We start from the raw sequence: 19,171 nt of genomic DNA, 5'->3' as shown, positions 1-19,171 counted from the left end.
CGGCGGCTCTGGTTTGTCCGGGTTTAATCGTTCTGAAAGCGGAGAATGCGATACATGACCTCTCGCGAGCGGATTCTGACCGCTATTGAACACCGCGAGCCGGACCGAGTGCCCCTGGACCTTGCGGGCACGCATGTGACGGGGATCAGCAGGGTTGCTTACGAAGCGGTACGGGCGTATCTGGGTATGCCGTCGCACGCGCCCTGCTGGCAGGATGTGGTGCAGCAGACCGTGATTCCCTCGGACGATTTTCTGGATCGTTTTGGCGTAGATACCCGTGGTCTTTTCCCGCTGACGAGTCATAATTGGGACGTGTTCGAGAAACTTGAAGATGGTGGAAATACCTGGGTCTATCGCGATGAGTGGGGCATGACGCAGCATTTCCCCAAGCGAGATGGGTTATGGTTCAGCATAGTCGAGCACCCGCTCGGGATTCGTCCTGCGGAAACAGCGGCCATTGAGGCGTATCCCTGGCCCGATGCGGGGAATCCGGTTCGCGTGCGGGGGTTGCGCGCACGGGCAGCCGAATTCCATCAGAAGGGCAAGGCGGTGATGATCAAAGGCCTTTGCGCGGGCATTTTCGAGATGGCGCAGCGGCTTCGCGGCATGGGAAACGCCCTGACGGACCCGATGATGTTCCCCGAGTTTGCTGACCGTCTGTACGGCAGGCTCGCGGATCTCAAAATCGCTTTCTGGCAGATGGCGCTGGGAGAGTTGGGCGGCGAGGTGGATATCGTGGTTGAAAATGACGACTACGGCACCCAGCATTCGCAGCTCATTTCGTTCGAGCTGTATTCGGCCACGATCCGGCCTCATCTTGAGCGAGTATTTGCGGCCATCAAGAAAGCCGCGCCGAATGCACGGCTGTTCTTCCATTCGTGCGGCAACGTCCGTCCCTATCTGCCGGGGTTTATCGAAGCGGGCGTGGACATTCTCAACCCGGTCCACGTGAGCGCCGCGGGCATGGAGCCGCAGGCGTTGAAACGGGATTTTGGGGATGCGATCACGTTCTGGGGCGGAGGGGTAGACACCCAGCACGTCCTGCCCCATGGGACGCCACAGGAAGTGAAGGATGACGTCCGGCGCAACGTCGAGGCGCTGGCGCCGGGCGGCGGATACGTGTTTAACACTATCCACAACATCCAGAGCGACGTGCCGCCGGGCAACATCATCGCCATGTACGAAGCGCTCGAGGAATTCGGCGCTTATTGATTCAATGCGTTTTTCAGACGCACGATAGCCTCGGCTATGCTGCGGCGTTCGGCACGCAGCCGCGCGGGCTCTCCGGTATACTCGGTGAGCGACGCCAGAAGATCTTCGGGGATCGTCAACAACCGCGCTTCCGATTCGGCCGTGCGGCCCGTGGCTTGGACTTTGCTCACGAGGTTCTGGAGCACCCAGTAGTATTCATAATCCTCGATGCCGTCCCTGATGTTCTCGAATTGCAGGGTGCTCAGGGGGCCGTTGGGGCCGGGGCAAATCAGCTCGCCGTCGCCGTCTGGACCCGGGAGGTAATACGGTCTGTAATCGTTAGCGAGCGGCCCGCTCCCGATAGGTTTCTCGTAGTTTCGCCATCCCGAGACGCGGTAGTAAAGGAACCCGTCGGGCTGGTACTTCCATGTGGCGGCGCCCATCAGGAGCCGGGGCCGAATGGCGGGAAACTGGCTGAAAAAGTTGAGATGGCTTCCGGCGGGACCGCAACACACATACCACCAGGCTTTCTTGCCCTTTGCTCGGCCCTCCTTGATGAGCTCCCAGTCTTCGGCATAGCGCGGGGTGAGAGGGCACCAGATGTCCATGGCCGCGTCGAGCGGCCCTCCCTTTACGCCATAACTGCGGTCATAGGCCGTGGTCATGAGCGCGATGTCGGGAAACGCCTCCTTTAGTTTCGCCGCGGCCTTGGCGACAGCGTCCATCTCCTTGGCCTCATCGAAGCAATAGATGGCCAGATTGGTCTTGGGCCATCCGGCTTCCTGGGCGACGCGCAACGATTCGCGCATCATCTCGATGAATCGGGGAATGTAGTCGTCGAAGGACAGACCGGCTTCCTTTGCGAACGTGGGATGCAGGTAGCCGAGGTTCCACCAGCGCGAGCCGGCGTCCCACAAGGCGCGCAACTCGGCGGGCTCGGAGAGTGTGGGATAGCCGACGTCGAGAACGATGGGTTTGCCCGCGGATTGGGGCATGTACAGGGTGTTTACGGCGAGACGATGGTCAAGGAAGAACCGGAACATGGCGTGTGCCATTGCATCATCAAATCGGTCACCGTATATGCCGCGAAACGTCTTCTCGTTATTTCCCCAGACCGTGAGCAGGTGCTGTTCTTTGGGCACGTCGAAATCCCATACCTCCACCTCCAGCCCAATGGTTTTGGCGGGGACGTTCGCGGGCGCGATTTTGATGGCCCCGTGGTAGACGCCCGGCGGGGTGGTCTCGCGCGTGCGAACGCAAACCCACAGGGACTGAACTTCGCCGGCGGGCACATCCACGGACGCCATGAAATCGAGAATGGGCACGGGCCACCATTCGACTTCGGTGTTGATGGCGGGCTTTATCTTCTTGGCGTAACCCATGACCGAAATGGCTACATCTTCCGCCGGGATAACCGCTCCATCCGGCCCCTGCAAAGGCGTTGCCGACCACCGCACAATCTCGAGCGGGTCGTCAATCGGCACGAGCACGATTTGGAGCGGCTCGAACTCGTTTCTGGCCATGGCAATCGTTGCCGAGTCCGGGAATTCTCCCTCGAACATCCCGGGCAAGCGCAGCACGTTGGTCATGCTGTCGGCGACTCCGAGCGCGTAGTCGGTTGCCAGGCCGCGCTTCTGGTTGGCAGCTGCAGCGCGGGCGGCAGTGAGGTTGTCGTAAGCACGGCTGAGGGCTTCTTCCAGGGTCTGTAGGTCCTGGGCCGCGGTTCGCAATGCGTCGACGGAGGCATCCGGCGCGTTCAAAGCCTGTGTGAGCTTCGCAAGCGATGCGTCCAGCTGGCCGAGAGCGGCTTTCGTTCTGGGAGGGGAGCCGAATGCCGCTGCTTTTCCATGGAGCGCATCCGCCCGTTTCATGATGGCCGCAAGCCGCTGTTTGCCCCTGGCTCGCTCGTACTCGCGCCAGGCGTTGTCGTCCAACGCCAGTTCGACGACCAGTTTGGGCCGCAGAGACGGGTTCTCCGCGGTGTCAGAACTCCACGCCACGATGCACTGGCCGCGTGCCTTGTCTTCGAGCGGATAGAGGCGCAGTCCCGCATTGGTCTCGGGTTGGCTGATCCATTGCTGCACAACACCCGGTTGGAGCTTGAATTCGACCCAGCCGTCATGGCCTTTTGGAAGGGTGGCGCTTCCTGCGGGCGGAACCAGGTAGTCGGCGCCTTCTTGGTCGAGGCCCGGCGCCCCCGCCCACGGCCTGTCGTCGTAGCTCAGGAAGGTCCAGCAAGGCGTGCCCGCTACAGGGACGCGGTCACCGGTATTCTCGCCCTCGAGCCACCCGGCGTTTGCGGGAGCAATAGCGCAGGCGTGAATGGTCACGTCTTCGGAGGGGTAGTCTCCGGAATGTTCGTAGAGAAACAAGGAAGCGCTCAGCACCTTGGCATTCGGGGGTATGGGGCCGCGGTCGAAACGAATGAGCCCGGCATAGCGTTCGTTCCAACGGTTTATGCCAGCCTGGAGAGATGAATTTCCGCCGTAGTTGACGTTTGCCACGACCGGCGGCGAGTATAGGAACACGTCGTCGACGCCGTCATACAATTCAGCGCCACGCTGGAGCGTGACGGTAAGGTTTTCAGCGCATGCCGCGGCCGCGAAGGCCCCCATCAAAAACAGTATTCCCCGCGCCTGTATCACTGGTTGCTCCTTCTGCTATTTCGAGTGATGCAATGCCGCGAATGCAAGAATAGCAGGCAGGAGGATGTTCGGGAAAGGCAGTAATGCTCTTCGGAGCCCCCGGGCAGTCGCCTTAATCGGCCGGTAAGCGCTGGGAAAGATGGGCTGCAGCACCACACGGCTCATGTGACCCGACTGCCCGGCCTTCTTCAGCGCCAACGGCGCGTCCCATACCAGCCTGGCCCGAAGGGCCGGGAAGACGGCAATCCAAAATGGAAGGGCTGAAGGCCCGAAACATCACCGTGCCAAAGCCGCTCAGCCCCGTCAACGTAAAATGCGAATGTCTCCACGCATGGTTTAACGATGTGCCTGGCCTTCAGCCCGGGTGGTATGAGGGATTTGCTTCCCCAGACCTTCGGTCTGGGCTGGTATGTTTCGCGCCGTCGGCGCTGTAGCCCGATACAGGCGCGCCGGTCTTATTTCAGCCGATGGGGGTCTCGAAATCCTCGACTGCCCCCCGAACGGCAAAGTGCCCCTGCCGCCCTGCTTCACAGTATCCGGATAGGGGCAGTCAGGGCGGCCTTGATCTGAGCGGTTCGTGCGGCGATACTTGCTTGAGCGCCCGCGTTGGCCGTGCGGCGGGATGCGCGGCAACGAGCGTGTTCGCGCGCTGAAGAAGAAGTTACGTGTAACGGAGAGAACATGAAGCACATCTTTGCCGTCATCGCGGCCAGTGTTGTGGCGGGTGTTTCCGCGTGGGCGGCGCCAGTCACGACCGGCTTGATCCATCATTGGGAGTTTACGCCCGAGCACCTCGACTTCGAGCGCGCCAAAGCACTGGCCGGCGGCATGGACATCACCATTGCCGGCCCCATTCAGTTCGACGATATGCCCGCGGCCCTGCGGCTGGACGGAGAGACGAACCAGCTTCTGATTACGGAAAACCTCGAATCAGCCCGACTGCCGCGGACTCAGTTTACGGTAGAATCCTGGGTCAAAGTGAATGTCCCCGAGGAGTGGGGGGCGTTCATTGGCGTTATTCGCGACAACGGGCCCGAGGAATCCGGCTGGATGCTCGGGTTCCGCGACGACCGGTTCTGTCTGGCTCTATCGACCAAAGGGGCGGACGACGGCAACGGCAAACTTACGTATTTGATGGCCGCGAAACCGTTTATAGGCGGCGAATGGCATCACGTCGCGGGCGTGTACGATGGCAAAGAGATGCGGCTGTACGTCGACGGCTCGCTGTCTGCGTCGTCGCGGGAACAATCGGGACCGGTCCTGTATCCCGAGAAGGCCTTTTTCGAAATCGGGGCTTATCACGACGACAACGAGTTTTTTCGCACCAAGGGCAGTGTGCTTGCGGTGCGTGTCTATGAGCGGGCCCTGGCCGAACCGGAGATTGCGGCTAACTTCGCGGAACACTCCGATTTGGTTCCTGGGGTGACTCGACTCGCCCTTGGTCCCTATTTGCAGTTTGAAGGTGCTTTGAAGGCTCGGATCGGATGGCGAACCTCGAAACCGGCGCCGTCCGCGCTTGAGTGGCGCAATGGGGACGCGGTCGAGCGTATCGTTGACGAGGTCCCCGGGACCGAGCACACGCTTGAGGTGGCGGGTGTCAAGCGAAACACCGTCTACCGGTACCGTATCGCGGTTGATGGCTCGGCAGAGGGGCCGGCGACCGAATGGTACGAATGCGACACGATGTTCAATTACAGCGTGCCATCCCTGCCGGATGCCCGTGGTCCGCGCGGCAACGGGGAGGCCGCGGCCCGGAACGCCAAGGTTGCGCAGCGCATCGTTGACCAGACCGGCATTACCTCGGGATATGCGGTCATCCTGGGCGCGGGCGATGGCGGCGTAGCGTGTGAACTCGCCGGGCGGACGCAGCTAAATGTTCTTGGGGTGGAACTGGGGGATGAAAAGGTCGAGGCGGCCCGGACAACGCTTCAGGAAGCGGGTCTGTATGGTCCGCGCCTCACGCTGCACGCGGTGGAATCGTACGCGAAGCTGCCGTTTACGAAATTCTTCGCAAACCTTGTCGTTCTTGACCGCGGGCTCATGGGTGACTCGCCCGAGGGCATGGCCGATGAGCTCGCGCGTGTGCTGCGTCCCGATGGCGGCAAGATCTTCGAGATTACGGAAGAGGATATTGGCGGATGGGTCCGTGTCGAGCGGCCTCCGTTGGACGGCGCGGGAGCCTGGACCCATCAGTACGGCACGCCGGACAACTCGGCGCGGAGCCACGACACGTTGTTGGGCGCGACGGGCGCCGACCAGCTCGAGGTGCAGTGGATAGGGCGGCCCGGCTCGCGCGCCATGGTGGACAGAAACCCCCGAACTCCCGCGCCGCTCTACGCTAACGGCCGCCTTTTCACGCAGGGATTGCAGCGGATCATTGCCCAGGACGGGTACAACGGCGCCATCCTGTGGTCGTTGGAAGTTCCGCCGTTCAAGCGCTACAACATGCCGCGCGACTGCAGCAACTGGTGTGTGGACGGCGAGGCGGTCTATGCCGCCGTCGAGGATGCCTGCTGGCGGATTGACGGGGCGGCGGGCCGCATTTCGAGGGTCTATCCGGTTATCGCTCCGCATGGGCGATGGGGGTTCTCGTGGGGGTATGTGGCCAACGTCGACGACGTGCTCTACGGCAGCTCCGTCAAGGATGGCGCGCACTACACCAATTACTGGGGCGGCGCCACGTCGGGCTGGTACGATTCCGCGGTGGGCGACGTAACGCACAAAGTGTGCAGCGACGCCGTCTTCGCGTTGGACAAGGCCTCCGGCGAGATGCGCTGGAGTTACGGAGTCGGGACTATTCTCGACACGACGATTACCATCGCCAACGGCCGTATGTTCTTCGTCGAGTGCCGCAACAAAGATGTTGTGGCGGGCGACGAGCGCCGCGTCGGCGCGCCGGAACTCTGGAAGGACCAGTATCTGGTTGCCCTCGATGCACTCACGGGCGGGGTGGTGTGGGAGCAGCCGATTGACACCGAGGACGGTACGGTTGTGTTCTATCTTATCCATGCAAACGGCACGCTGGTCATCGCCTTGTCAAACCAGAAGTACCATCTTTACGGCTTCAATGCCGCCGATGGAACACAGCTTTGGCACGCAGAACATGACTGGACAGGGCAGGACCACAGCGGTCACATGCAGCATCCCGTAGTGGTTGCAAACACGGTATTCCTCGAGCCGTGCGGCTATGACCTGGCCACGGGAGCGCGCGTTACGGACCAGATGGCCCGCCACGAAGGTTGCGCAACTTACGCGGCCACGGAAGGCGCCCTGATTTACCGCGGCAGCGGGCGGCGTACGGCGATGTGGGACGTGGAATCCGGCAGGGCCACTCAATGGGAACGGCTGCGCCCGGGATGTTGGCTCAGCACGGTGGCGGGCGGCGGCATGGTGCTGTCTCCCGAGGGCGGCGGCGGTTGCAGTTGCGGCGGCTGGCTGGAAACGTCTCTGGCCTTCATTCGCAGGGAGCCCGACCCGCGTGTTGCGGCGGCGGGTGAATAACCATGGAAACGACAATGACGATACGATGTATGACAACGGCGATGCTCGTGGTTGGTATGCTCGGAGTGGCTGGCGCCGAGGATTGGCCGACCTACCGCCATGACAATCAGCGCAGCGGCGTAACCGCGGAAGAGCTGAACCCGGCCGGCCTGTCCAAGGCGTGGGTGCATACGCCGGCATATCCTCCTCAGCCCGCATGGTCGGGACCCGCGAAGTGGGATTCCTACGCGGGCATCGTGGGGCTGCGCTCGATGCGCAACTACGATCCCGTCTTTCACGCAATCGTGGCCGAGGGCGCGGTCTATTTCGGGTCGTCGGCCGAGGACTGCGTGGTCAGTCTTGATGCCGCGACCGGCAATGTGCGGTGGGTATTTGTGACCGGCGGCCCGGTGCGTATTGCACCGTCCTGGGAACGCGGCAACCTGTATTTCGGTTCGGACGATGGTTACGCCTACTGCATCAAGGCGTCTGACGGGGCGCTGGTCTGGAAGTACTCGCCGGCGCCGGAGCAACGTCTGATTCCCAACGATGGCAAGATGATTCCGCTATGGCCTGTGCGCACGGGCGTGCTTGTTGATAGTGGGAAGGCCTATTTCGGCGCGGCGCTGTTGCCGTGGGAAGCGGCGTACCTGTGCGCCGTGGACGCGGCCACCGGCGTGCCCGAAGGTTCGGGCCTGTACTGCAAGACCATGAACAACGTTACGATGGAAGGGGCGATGCTCGCGTCGCCCGCCAAGCTCTACATGCCCCAGGGCCGCAGCGCGCCGATGGTTTTCGACCGCGAAACGGGCGGTCACCTTGGTAACCTGGAGGGTGGCGGCGGGGTGTTCGCCTTGTTGACGCCTGACATGCAGATCGCTCACGGGCCCGGCAACAAGACAGGCTGGATCACGCTCAGCAACGCCGATACCCGCGACAAGATCGCGACGGTCTCCCTGGGAAACGCGATGGTTGTTACCGAGACCCGGTCATTTGTGTTGAAGGACACGGAACTGTTGGCCCTCGAGCGCGCTACGGGCCAGACCCTCTGGCGCACGGAGACAAACCATCCCTATACGCTGATTCTTGCGGGCAACGTGCTGTTCGCGGGCGGGGGGAACGCCGTGGCGGCCTTTGACACGCAGGACGGGCGGTGCATGGCGACGCTTGCCGTCGAGGGGCTTGCCCACGGGCTCGCGGCCGCCAATGGGGCCCTTTACGTAAGCACCGATACGGGGGCCGTGTACTGTTTCCGGTGAAGCCGTTTTTGGTGATGCCGCGGTTTGGGCTGCCTCCCCCTGATCTGGTACTCTTTCGCCCTGTATGGACCGCATCAGACGCATACTCCGCGAATATTGGGGATTCGATGCTTTCCGCCCGCTTCAGCGGGAGGCCGTGGATGCCATTTTGAGTGGGCGGGATTCTCTCGTGGTGATGCCGACGGGCGGGGGCAAATCTCTTTGCTATCAGGCGCCTTCTCTGGTTCTGGGCGGTCTTGCGGTCGTTGTGTCGCCGTTGATCTCCCTCATGAAAGACCAAGTGGATAGGCTGCGACAACGGGGCATCCCGGCAGGCTATCTTAACAGCGCGCAATCTCCCGAGGAGCGCCGCAAGGTGTCAGCGGAGGCCAAGTCCGGCTGGATACGATTGCTCTACGCGTCGCCGGAGCGTCTCACGCAGGCGCGGTTCCTGGAGTTTCTGCGAAAGCAGGGCGTATCCTATTTTGTAGTGGATGAAGCGCACTGCATCAGCATGTGGGGGCACGATTTCAGGCCGAGTTACCGTGCGCTGCGTTGTCTGAAGGACCAATTCCCCGAGACGCGGATCCATGCGTATACCGCCACGGCCACCGAGCGCGTGCGGGAAGATATCGGCGGGTCTTTGGGCCTCGAAGCTCCACGCGTGCTCGTTGGTTCCTTCGATCGGCCGAACTTGACCTACTGGTTTGTCCGCCGCACAAACTTCCACGAGCAAATCAAGCTCATCGTGGGCAGGCATCGCGGACAGTCAGGCGTCGTTTACTGCGTCCGGCGGACGGATGCCGAGCAATTGGCTTCGTTTCTGAAACGGTCCGGCTATCACGCGCTGCCGTATCACGCGGGATTGGCCGACGATGCGCGGAAGCGGAACCAGGAGCGTTTCCTCCGCGATGAATCCGCCATCGTGGTTGCCACGGTCGCGTTCGGCATGGGTATAGACAAACCCGATGTGCGGTTCGTAGCCCACGCCGCCATGCCGCAGTCGCTCGAGCATTACCAGCAGGAGAGCGGCCGCGCCGGACGGGACGGCCTTCCTGCCGACTGCTATCTCCTCTACGAGGACACCGATCGCGAGACGTGGCGCGCCATACAGGGCGAACAGGACCGGCAGCTGAGGGACATCAGCGATGCGAAACTCGAGTCGATGTTTGCAGCGTGCGGCGAGGGGATCTGCCGGCGGCGGGCCATCCTGGACTATTTCGGAGAGGAGTACCCGGGCAAACGGTGCGGCGCGTGCGATAGCTGTATCGACAGGGATCGAGGAAGGACGTCGCAGGAACCTGCCGATACTGTCTTCGCGCGTCTGGAACAGATCGAGCCAGCCAGTGTTCCGTCACTGGACGAAGGGGGCGATTGGGACGAGGTCCTCTTCGAGAAGCTGCGGCGCACCCGCCGGGATGAGGCGCGCGGCCGCGGTTTGCCCGCCTACCGCATATTCGGCGACGCAACGCTCCACGACATGGTTCGCAAGAAACCCGTCGCCAAGGCCGCGTTCGCACGAGTACACGGTGTAGGCAAACAGAAGAGCCGCGATTACTGGCGGGTCTTCTGCACAGTGATCCGCGAACATCTCGAGGATGCCGGCCAAGGGTCCATGCAGGGGGGGAAGAAACGCGTGTTCTTGTCCGAGGGCGCCATGTCACGCGAGGCAAAACCGCCCCGGGCCGCGGCACGCGGACTTTTTGAGCAGGACGCCTCCGTCGAGGACGTATGCCGCCATCTCGGACGCAGCGAGCGCTGGGTCGCGCGTGAACTGGAGGAGTTCTTACGCGCTGCCGGCCGCATGTCGCCCTATCCCTGGGTCGATGAAGAAACGTTCTCGCGCGTGGCCGAGGCAGCCGGACAGGTCATCGGCACGCGCATCAAGTCCATCCGCCAGTACGCGGGCGGCGATCTCAGCGATACCGAGATTCGGTTGTGCCTTGCATGCCTTCGTAATTCGTAAGACAGCTACGCCAGCGCCTTGAGCGTGTCTTCCAGGCGTGACAGCGCCTCGTCAATATCGTGTTGCTGGTGCGAGAAGTTGATGTAGCACACCGAATACAGGGAGAGGCCGTGGGCATAGGACTCACGGAACAGCTCGTTCGTGGCGTCTTTGACGGTTCTGCCCCGTTCGCAATCAACCAGGGCCAGACATGGAGCGAGGCCGCGCGCTTCGAGGGGATACTCGTACTGCTCGAACAACGCGTTTACGCCGGCTTGGAAACGCTTGCCCATGGCGTAGAAATGGCCGATAACGTCATGCTCGCGATAGATGTTCAAGGTGGCCTTGGCCGCGGCGAGCGACAGCGCTTCGCCCGAGTAGGTCGAACTCACGACAGCCCGTTCGAGTTCGTCCATGACGGCGGCCTTCCCGGCAATGACCGATAGCGGCAGGCCATTCGAGATACCCTTCGCGAATACCGCGAGGTCGCAATCGACGTTGCAGTAATCCTGATATCCCCCAAGTGCGACGCGGAACCCGGACACGATTTCGTCGAGAAACAAAAGGGCGCCGTGTTTCTGCGTGAGCTCCCTGAGCTTCGTGAGGAATTTCTGGCCTTTGTCGGCGGTGGCGTAGTCCATGGCCACCGCGACCGCGGCGACATTGCCGCCCTCTTCCGCGAACAGTTCCTCGTAGGGCGCCATGTCATTCCATGGCATGGCCCGGTGCAGCCTGGAGATCTCGACGGGCACGCCTTTGGGGGCGTCTTCCCTGACTCGGGGCAAGACGTTTGCGCCGGACGCCAGGCTGTTGAGCCAGCCGCTGTAGCCGCATTGGGCGATGATGTCGCGGCCGGTTGCGGCGCGCGCAATCTTGAACGCGGCAGCGCAGGCCTCGCCGCCCGTCTTGAGATAGCGCACTTTCTCAGCGCATGGAACCATTTCCACGATACGTTCCGCGACTTCCCCCTCGAGCGTGCAGGGGTGCGAGAACACAGTGCCCTTCTTGAGCTGGTCCGCGACAGCATCGTTTACGGCCGGGTAGCAGTACCCGAGCGAGATGGGCCCCAGACCGTTGCGGAAATCGATGTACTCGTTGCCGTCGATATCCCAAAGGCGGCAGCCCTTGCCGTAGTCCATGTAGCAGGGTTCTTCGGGCTCGAACCGAGGCCGTTTGGAGAGGGTTCCCGTGCCGGTCGCGAGGAAATTGCGGTAATGCTTGTACTTGGCCCAGGATTGTTCAGTGCTGCGTGCGGTCATGCGCTCCATAGGTCGTTCCTCCGATCAGGCTGCTCGGCTCAAGCGGTTGGCGGCGCCGATAAGGCATCTTCCACGCCCTTGAGATCCAGCTCTCGGGCGAAATGACACGCGGCGCAGTGACCCGCGCCAATGTCGTGCAACTCCGGGCGTTCTTGCTTGCAGATATCCTGAGCATAGCTGCATCGGGGATGAAATGCACATCCTGGGGGAAGATTCGACGGGTCGGCCACTTCCCCCTGCAGCAGGACGCGCTTTCCGGCGCGGTCGGGGTCGGGTTTCGGCACGGCGCTCATGAGGGCCTCGGTATACGGGTGCCGGGGCCGGTGAAACAGCTCGTTGGTCTCAGCCAGCTCGACGATGCGCCCGCAGTACATTACCGCTACCCGCGAACTGATGTTTTCAACGACCGACAGGTCGTGTGCGATGAAGAGATAGGTCAGCCCGAACTCTTCCTGCAGGTCCTTCAGCAGGTTGATGATTTGGGCCTGCACGGAAACGTCGAGGGCGGACACCGGCTCGTCGCAGACGATCAGTTTCGGGTTCAACACGAGGGCGCGGGCAATACCGATGCGCTGGCGCTGGCCGCCGCTGAACGCATGCGGATACCGCCGCAGAAACTCGACCTGTAATCCCGTGGCCTTGGTGATCCAGCGCACACGCTCCTCGATCTCGCTCTTGCTGCCGTATCCGAGCGCTTTCAACGGTTCCCCGATTATGTCGAGCACGGTCATGCGCGGATTGAGGGAAGAGAAGGGGTCCTGGAAGATCATCTGCATGTTGCGGCGGAATTGCCGCAGCTTCTCGCCCTGTAGGCTTCCCAGATCTGCCTTCTGGCCGTCGAGTTGAAAGTGCATGGTTCCCGAGGTGCGTTCGATCAGGCGCAGAATCATGCGGCCGGTGGTTGTTTTTCCGCAGCCGCTCTCGCCCACGAGTCCCAGCGTCTCGCCCTGGTTGATGTGAAACGAGACATCGTCGACGGCGCGAATTTCGCCGACTTGCTTTCGAAGAAGGCCGGCCGTAATCGGGAAGAACTTTGTCAGGCCCTCGATTTCGAGCAGTGGCTGCGTCATGGTCTCTCCTGTGTCGCCGGTTCTTCGGAAACGGGCCTGCTCTGATCAAACAGGTGGCAGGCTACTGCGTGATGCTGGCCGGTGTAGCGCACCGAGGGAGGGGCGCCGACGTTGCACGTGCCGTTCATTGCGTGGCCGCAACGAGGATGGAACGGACATCCGGGCGGCGTGCTGAACGGGTCAGGCACGGAGCCGGTGATAGAAGACAAACGTTGCTTGTTGCCCTTCCCCATGCGCGGGATGGATTCGAGAAGCGCGACTGTATAGGGGTGCTTGGGATTGAAGAAGATCTCGCGCACGGGAGCGCGCTCGACCACGAGCCCGAGATACATCACCGCCACCTCGTCGGTCGTTTCCGCCACGACGCCGAGATCGTGGGTGATCATGACGACGGACATGCCCAATTCCTCGCGCAAGCGCGCAATGAGGGTCAGGATCTGCGCCTGGATGGTGACATCCAGGGCGGTGGTGGGCTCGTCGGCAATGAGGAGCCTGGGGTTGCACGCGAGCGCCATGGCGATCATGCTGCGCTGGCGCAGTCCCCCCGACAGCTCGTGGGGGTAGGCGTCCACGCGCCGTTCCGGCAATGGCACGCCGACGAGGTGCAGCATCTCGAGCGCGCGGTTGCGCGCCTCCTTCCTACCGACGTGCTGGTGCAGCTTTATGGTTTCGATGATCTGGTTCCCGATGGTGTGAACGGGGGACAGGGAGGTCATGGGCTCCTGGAAGATCATCGAGATGTCGCCGCCGCGTATGGCTCGCAGGGCTCTCGCCGTAGGTTTGTACGCCGTCAGGTCAATGGGTCTGGCGGTGTCTTTGCGGGGGGCCAGGCGGATGGAGCCGCGCACGATTTTTGCGCGGTTGGGCAGGATCCGCATCATTGCTTTTGCCGTGATGCTTTTGCCGCAGCCGCTTTCGCCCACGAGGCCGAGGCTGCGATTGTGGCCCACGTCCAGCGTGACTCCATTGACGGCGCGAACAGTGCCTTCCTTGAGGTCGAACCGGATTTCGAGGTTTTTCACTTCGATCAGGCTGTTCACGGCGGCTCCTCAGTGACTGTAGGGGTCGGCTGCGTCGCGCAGACCGTCGCCCATGAAATTGAACATCAGCACTGCCACGATTACGAACGCGATAGGCCACATGAGCCAGGGGTAGAGGCGAATGGCGCTTACGCTCTGAGCGTCCTGCAGGAGCACGCCCCAGCTTATCGTCGGCGGCCGCAGTCCCAGTTTGAGGAAGCTCAGTGAGGTCTCGGCAATGATCATGCCCGGGATCTGTAGCGTCACGCTGACGATGATGTGGCTCAGGAAACCCGGCATCAGATGCCGCATCAGTATGGAGAACTCTTTGCGTCCGGCCACACGCGCCGCCATGGCGTAGTCTTCCTCGCGCAGCGACAGGATCTTTCCGCGCACGACCTGGGCCAGGCTGGTCCACGTGATGAATGCCAGGATGACGGTCATGAAGAAGTAGACGGTCAATTGGGACCAGGTGGCCGGCATGGCGGCCGAAAATGACATCCAGAGGGGAATCTGCGGAAAAGAGCGCAATACCTCGATGAATCGCTGAATCAGGATATCGAGACGGCCGCCGTAGTAACCTGAGATCCCGCCGATGACCACCCCCAGGACGAGACTGAAGAATACCCCTACGAGGCCGATCGAGAGGGAAACACGGCTTCCATAGATGATGCGGCTGAACAGGTCCCGTCCGAGACGGTCGCAGCCCATCAGATTGAATCGCGCGACGGTTGTGATTGTCTCGCCATTGTCGTTGACAGTTTCGACCCGTCCCAGGCCGAAGAGGTGCCGTTCCATGGGGATCAGCCCCCAGAGCTTGTACGGGTCGCCTTTCACGAAGAACCTGACCGGGATACGCCTCTCGGTATCGGGGGAGTAGTAGAGCCTGAGCGTCTCGGGGTCGCGGTGCTGCGTCTGGCCGTAAACGAAAGGCCGGTGGATGTGGCCTTCATGCAATATGTGGATGGTCTGCGGGGGGGCGAAACTCCGTTCTTTGGCCCGCTTGTTCGGCTCGCATGGCGCGACGAATTCGCAGAAGACAGCAACAACATACAGGAGGATAAGCACGCAGGACGAAAAGACCGCCAGGCGATGGTCGAGGAATTTCCACCACATCAGACGCCACTGCGAGGCGAGATACAGTTTCTCGTCTTTTGTCTTGCGCCTGCTCATGACCGCTGCCTTTCGAGCCGGATACGCGGGTCGACCCACGCCAGAAGGATGTCGGAGATGAGCGTGCCTATGACCGTGAGCACGCTCATGATCATTACCAGGCTTCCGGCCAGATACATGTCCTGCTCCATGAGAGCGCGCAGGAGGAGCGGTCCGATCATGGGCAGGCCCAGCACCATGGCCACAATGGCGCTGCCCGAGAAGAGCGCGGGGAGCATCCAGCCGATGGTGCTAATCATAGGATTGATGGCCACGCGCACGGGGTATTTCACGAGCAGGCGCGTCTCTGATACGCCTTTCGCGCGCGCCGTGACGACGTAGGGCATCTCGAGCTGATCGAGGAGGTTGGCGCGCATGGTGCGGATCATTCCCGCCGTGCCCGCCACGCCCAGGATCACCACCGGAACCCAGATATGCACGAGCAGATCGCCAACTCTGGCCCAGGACCACGGCGCGTCGATATAAGCGTCTGAAAAAAGGCCCCCGACGCTCACGCCGAACATTTCCGACGAGAAATACATCACGAGCAATGCGAGCGAGAATTCGGGCGTAGCCATCCCGATGAATCCCAAGACTGAAATGAAATAGTCCGAGACTTTATACTGGTGCGTCGCGGAATAAATGCCGATGGGGATGGCGACAATCCACGTGAAGACGATGGCGAAGAAAGTGACCACCACGGTCAGAGCGACGCGTTCGCCGATGAGTTCGGTTACAGGCTTGTTGTTCATCGAGAAGGATTGGCCGAGATCGCCCCTGAGGAGCATGCCGCGCATCCAGATGAAATACTGTTCGTAGAGGGGTTTATCGAGGCCATACCGGACGCGCAGGGATTCCACGAGGGCCTCGTCGGCTTCCTCGCCGGTTTCCTGGAGGTTGGCGATGTAGGTTGTGAGGTAATCGCCCGGCGGAAGCTGGATAATGATGAACGTGATGACCGAGATCACAAACAGTGTTGGTATCATGAGCAACACGCGCCTGATGATGTAGCCGATCATTTGGTTTCTTGCTCCCCCTGCTCGATGTAGAACTGTTCGATGCCGATATAGCCGGGCGTCAGAACCCGGTAATCGTGAATAATTGTGGCCGGCACATTCTTGAACTCATTCCGCACGATCGTGAGCAGTTCTTGGCGGCAGATGCCGACAGTGTAACACTGTTCGGACCATTGGCGCAGAATGTTGTGGCCCAGTTCGAGCCGTTCCTGCTCATCCGTAGCACCCAGCAGTTCCTGGTACCAATCGTAGATGCGCTGATATTCTTCGGGCGGTTTCACCCCCATTTTGTCTTTGCCATTGCTGGCGATATAGCGGCCGTATAACGGGGCGAAATAGCTGGCGCTCCGGCACGGGACAAACCATACCGGGTCCAGCACCCAGTGTATTCCGGCGGTGCTGTAGGCCCAGAAGTCCGTGTTGCCGTTCCACATTCGCATGGGGCTCAACGCGACCGCGTCCACCTGCACGACGAAATCGAGTCCCACCTCGCGGAAATAGTCGGCCACGAGCTGCCACATTTCGACCGGTGTTCCTATTTCGGTGGCGAAGATGTAGATAATCTGACGGAAACGCTTGCCGTCGGGCAGGCAGCGCATGCCCGACGGGCCGCGTTTCAGCCCAACTCCATCCAGTAATTCTTCAGCGCGCCGCGGGTCGTAATCGAGGTATTTTTCATCGAATTCCGGCAGGTAATAGGGATCGTAAGGAGACGCGATGCCCCTTGACGGCACGGCCGTGCCCGAGAACAGGATGAAATTGATCTCAGCACGGTTGATCGCCAATGAGAGGGCGATCCGGAAATCGCGCTGGGCCAGAAAGGGCCGGATCTCCTCGTTTTTGCTGTGTGGATTGACGTAAAGGACTTCGGTGCCGGGGCTCATGTCGCGCATGACGTGGTAATTGCCCCGCTTGCGGTTTTCCATAAACAGGGCGTAGTTCGACGCATCGATGCGGCGCGCCTGGAAATCCGTCTCCCCCGCCATGGCCTTCATGGTTACGATCTCGTTGTTCTGCACGTCCGTGTAGGCCACTTCATCGATGTAGGGCAGTTGGTTGCCTTCAGGGTCGACTTTCCAGTAATACGGGTTCCGGCGCGCGACCATGCGTTGAGCGGGCAGTTCGGTCACGAGCTGAAAGGGGCGGTACGTAGGGCAAGCTGGGTTCTGGTTTGGATCGGCCATGCGATGGAACAACTCGAACCAGCGATTCAAGCTGGCTTTCGCGATTAGCCGCTGCAGTTCGTCCGGGTCCTGGTATTTCGCGTGAAACTGTTTGAGATAATGCTTGGGCAAGACGATCAGGTTGCCGTTGTAAGCCATCATCTCGAGAAAGATGCTGTAAGGCTCGGGAAACCTGAACACCACCGTGCAAGGGTCGGGAGCGCTGAAGCTCACGCGGTTGCCGTTGATCGTGAGCCACGATGGATATATGGGCGACAGATCCGTATTCGCATAGAAATCGTTCATGACGAAGTCGATGTCCTCGGACGTCAACGGCTGGCCGTCGGACCATTTCACCCCTTTTCGCAGGTGAAATACGTAGGTGCAACCATTGTCGAGGACCTCCCAGCGGTGGGCCAGGTTGGGGACGACCGTCTTCCCATCGAGGTCCCAGCGGACAAGCGGCTCATACCCCATGCGGGTATTGAGCAACAAGTCGCGGTTTCCAAGGCTGAAACGCCGCCACGTGCCGCCGTATTGTCCAATCTTCTCAATCGGTTTCACGATCATGGGGTGTTCGGGAAGGCGTTCCGCGACCGTCGGAAGCTGCCCGCGCTCGACCAGCGCACGCAGCACCGGCGCTTCTTGATACGCGGCTGCCGCGAAACGGCCCGGGCACATGGCCGCTGCAATCGCCACAGCCAGGACCCCGGCCAGTGGGGCTCGCCTATTCATCAGGGCTCTTCAGAGACGCTTGAAAGACCGCGGCCGTTGGCGGCGGAAACAACACGTCTTGTCTGGGATCGCCGGCGTCGTCTTTTCCGAGGAGGCCCACGCTGTACATCCGATAGGTGCCGTTGGCGGCCGAGTATCGCAAGGGTGCGGCCATGTACGCATCCACGGGAACGGAATCCAAGAACTCGGGCGTGAGGGCTTCGAGCGATTCCGGATATGTTCCCCGCATCATTTTGTAGAGCGCCAGGGCCAGTACCGCCCGCAAACCTTCGACGGACGTGCGGGCGCGGGTCACGTTAACGACGCTGCTTTCCACGGCTCGCATGAGACGCGTTGGCAGAACCCTGTGCTCGATATGCCGGGTGCGTCGCTGCCGGCCGCTCCACGCAGGCAGTTCGGGATACGAGAGTTGGGCGGCCTTGCGGAGCGCCGCCTCATGTTTGCGAAGAAAGCGCCGCAACGCGGCTTCCCGCATGCTGGCCATCAGTTCGCCGTTGCCGTCTTCTTCCGAAAAGGCGTAGATACCCCCTGCTTCAACCAGGCGAAACTCCCAATCCACGCTGCTGGACAGGTCGATTTCGGCAGGCCGCAACGCATCGAGCGCGCTCGAAAAAGAGCGAAGACTTTCTTCGGGATAATCGGCCCACGGCAGGCACATGGCGCAGGCCGCGGCCCGGTCAACGATCTCGCAGCCGCTGTTAACATTGTCGAACGGCCCGTCCTTTGCCACGGAACCGCCGAGCCGCAGACAGGATAGGGCGAACTTTGAAGCCTGCTCCGGATTCCCCTTTTTCGCGGCATACAGCGCGTGGGCACAGAGAATGCGCGCCAGCTGCTGGAAAGAATCCAAGACTTGCCGGTTGCGCTCCAGGGATTCCAAAGGGGCGCAGTAGTAGGCTTTTTGGTCGAGGATTTGAACAATCGCTTCGGCCGCCGGGCGGGTGGTTTCAAAGTAGTCAATCATCTCGGGATCGTCGTCCGGACGTCGAACTGCCATTTGGGACGCGATTACGGAGGGGCCTATTTCCCCGCGCAGGTTCTTCGGCGGAGCCGGCAGGTCTTTCGCCACCTCGAGCAGGGCATAGTACGCGTTGTCCGGCGACATGCGTTTGGCTGCCATTTCGGGGGACTCGGGTTCGATGAGGGGTTTCGTGCGGTAGAAGCGGGCCGCCACCACAAGACCGGCAAACACAAGCAACAGGCCGAGGAAGAGGAATATCCTTCGCTTCGCGCTGGTCTGTTTTGTTCTTCGGCGCAA

Annotated in this window: 12 protein-coding genes; 4 read left to right on the top strand and 8 right to left on the bottom strand. The window is 61.3% G+C overall.

Annotation, left to right across the window (positions count from 1 at the left end; genetic code table 11):
- The first annotated feature begins 54 nt into the window (after positions 1–54).
- Positions 55–1,212 (top strand): uroporphyrinogen decarboxylase family protein, encoded by a 1,158-nt coding sequence (locus PLJ71_05325; GenBank protein ID HQM48086.1) that lies wholly within the window; start codon positions 55–57, stop codon positions 1,210–1,212.
- Here PLJ71_05325 and PLJ71_05320 read toward each other — a convergent pair.
- The gene (locus PLJ71_05320) at positions 1,206–3,836 is read right to left on the bottom strand and encodes a DUF6067 family protein (GenBank protein HQM48085.1); all 2,631 of its coding nucleotides are present in this window, start codon (positions 3,834–3,836) and stop codon (positions 1,206–1,208) included. The genes PLJ71_05325 and PLJ71_05320 overlap by 7 nt on opposite strands.
- 681 nt (positions 3,837–4,517) lie before the next feature.
- Here PLJ71_05320 and PLJ71_05315 point away from each other — a divergent pair.
- The 3 genes from PLJ71_05315 (at position 4,518) to PLJ71_05305 (ending at position 10,520) form a co-directional block, all read left to right on the top strand.
- Complete coding sequence (locus PLJ71_05315) at positions 4,518–7,337, top strand: PQQ-binding-like beta-propeller repeat protein (GenBank protein ID HQM48084.1); 2,820 nt, start codon at positions 4,518–4,520, stop codon at positions 7,335–7,337.
- Positions 7,338–7,351: 14 nt separating this feature from the next.
- The gene (locus PLJ71_05310) at positions 7,352–8,575 is read left to right on the top strand and encodes a PQQ-binding-like beta-propeller repeat protein (protein HQM48083.1); all 1,224 of its coding nucleotides are present in this window, start codon (positions 7,352–7,354) and stop codon (positions 8,573–8,575) included.
- Between the two features lie 64 nt (positions 8,576–8,639).
- The gene (locus PLJ71_05305; protein HQM48082.1) at positions 8,640–10,520 is read left to right on the top strand and encodes a RecQ family ATP-dependent DNA helicase; all 1,881 of its coding nucleotides are present in this window, start codon (positions 8,640–8,642) and stop codon (positions 10,518–10,520) included.
- A 5-nt stretch (positions 10,521–10,525) separates the two neighbouring features.
- Here the strand turns inward: PLJ71_05305 and PLJ71_05300 are convergent, their stop codons facing one another.
- Genes PLJ71_05300 through PLJ71_05270 form a run of 7 tightly spaced genes read right to left on the bottom strand, consistent with a single transcriptional unit; the run spans position 10,526 to position 19,171 of the window.
- Positions 10,526–11,767, bottom strand: a complete 1,242-nt coding sequence (locus tag PLJ71_05300) for an aminotransferase class III-fold pyridoxal phosphate-dependent enzyme (GenBank protein HQM48081.1) — start codon at positions 11,765–11,767, stop codon at positions 10,526–10,528.
- A gap of 29 nt (positions 11,768–11,796) precedes the next feature.
- On the bottom strand, positions 11,797–12,828 hold the full coding sequence (locus PLJ71_05295; protein ID HQM48080.1) for an ATP-binding cassette domain-containing protein: 1,032 nt from the start codon (positions 12,826–12,828) through the stop codon (positions 11,797–11,799).
- Entirely contained in the window at positions 12,825–13,868 is a 1,044-nt protein-coding gene (locus PLJ71_05290; GenBank protein HQM48079.1) for an ABC transporter ATP-binding protein, read from the bottom strand. Before PLJ71_05290 ends, PLJ71_05295 begins: the two co-directional genes overlap by 4 nt.
- Positions 13,869–13,877: 9 nt before the next feature.
- On the bottom strand, positions 13,878–15,020 hold the full coding sequence (locus PLJ71_05285; GenBank protein HQM48078.1) for an ABC transporter permease: 1,143 nt from the start codon (positions 15,018–15,020) through the stop codon (positions 13,878–13,880).
- Complete coding sequence (locus PLJ71_05280; protein ID HQM48077.1) at positions 15,017–16,018, bottom strand: ABC transporter permease; 1,002 nt, start codon at positions 16,016–16,018, stop codon at positions 15,017–15,019. The genes PLJ71_05285 and PLJ71_05280 overlap by 4 nt, the downstream gene beginning before the upstream one ends.
- Positions 16,015–17,913: an ABC transporter substrate-binding protein gene (locus PLJ71_05275; protein HQM48076.1), complete on the bottom strand. Its 1,899-nt coding sequence runs from the start codon at positions 17,911–17,913 to the stop codon at positions 16,015–16,017. Before PLJ71_05275 ends, PLJ71_05280 begins: the two co-directional genes overlap by 4 nt.
- Entirely contained in the window at positions 17,906–19,171 is a 1,266-nt protein-coding gene (locus tag PLJ71_05270; protein HQM48075.1) for a hypothetical protein, read from the bottom strand. Before PLJ71_05270 ends, PLJ71_05275 begins: the two co-directional genes overlap by 8 nt.

This window comes from Candidatus Hydrogenedentota bacterium, from assembly GCA_035416745.1.
In the GTDB taxonomy this organism is placed as follows: domain Bacteria; phylum Hydrogenedentota; class Hydrogenedentia; order Hydrogenedentales; family SLHB01; genus UBA2224.
This window is presented reverse-complemented; position numbering and strand designations above follow the sequence as displayed.

Excerpts from the sequence above, each read along its gene's own strand:
- PLJ71_05310 (HQM48083.1), top strand. The coding sequence starts at position 7,352 with ATGACGATACGATGTATGACAACGGCGATGCTCGTGGTTGGTATGCTC.
- PLJ71_05300 (HQM48081.1), bottom strand. The coding sequence starts at position 11,767 with ATGGAGCGCATGACCGCACGCAGCACTGAACAATCCTGGGCCAAGTAC.
- PLJ71_05280 (HQM48077.1), bottom strand. The coding sequence starts at position 16,018 with ATGATCGGCTACATCATCAGGCGCGTGTTGCTCATGATACCAACACTG.
- PLJ71_05315 (HQM48084.1), top strand. The coding sequence starts at position 4,518 with ATGAAGCACATCTTTGCCGTCATCGCGGCCAGTGTTGTGGCGGGTGTT.
- PLJ71_05325 (HQM48086.1), top strand. The coding sequence starts at position 55 with ATGACCTCTCGCGAGCGGATTCTGACCGCTATTGAACACCGCGAGCCG.
- PLJ71_05295 (HQM48080.1), bottom strand. The coding sequence starts at position 12,828 with ATGACGCAGCCACTGCTCGAAATCGAGGGCCTGACAAAGTTCTTCCCG.
- PLJ71_05305 (HQM48082.1), top strand. The coding sequence starts at position 8,640 with ATGGACCGCATCAGACGCATACTCCGCGAATATTGGGGATTCGATGCT.
- PLJ71_05275 (HQM48076.1), bottom strand. The coding sequence starts at position 17,913 with ATGAATAGGCGAGCCCCACTGGCCGGGGTCCTGGCTGTGGCGATTGCA.
- PLJ71_05285 (HQM48078.1), bottom strand. The coding sequence starts at position 15,020 with ATGAGCAGGCGCAAGACAAAAGACGAGAAACTGTATCTCGCCTCGCAG.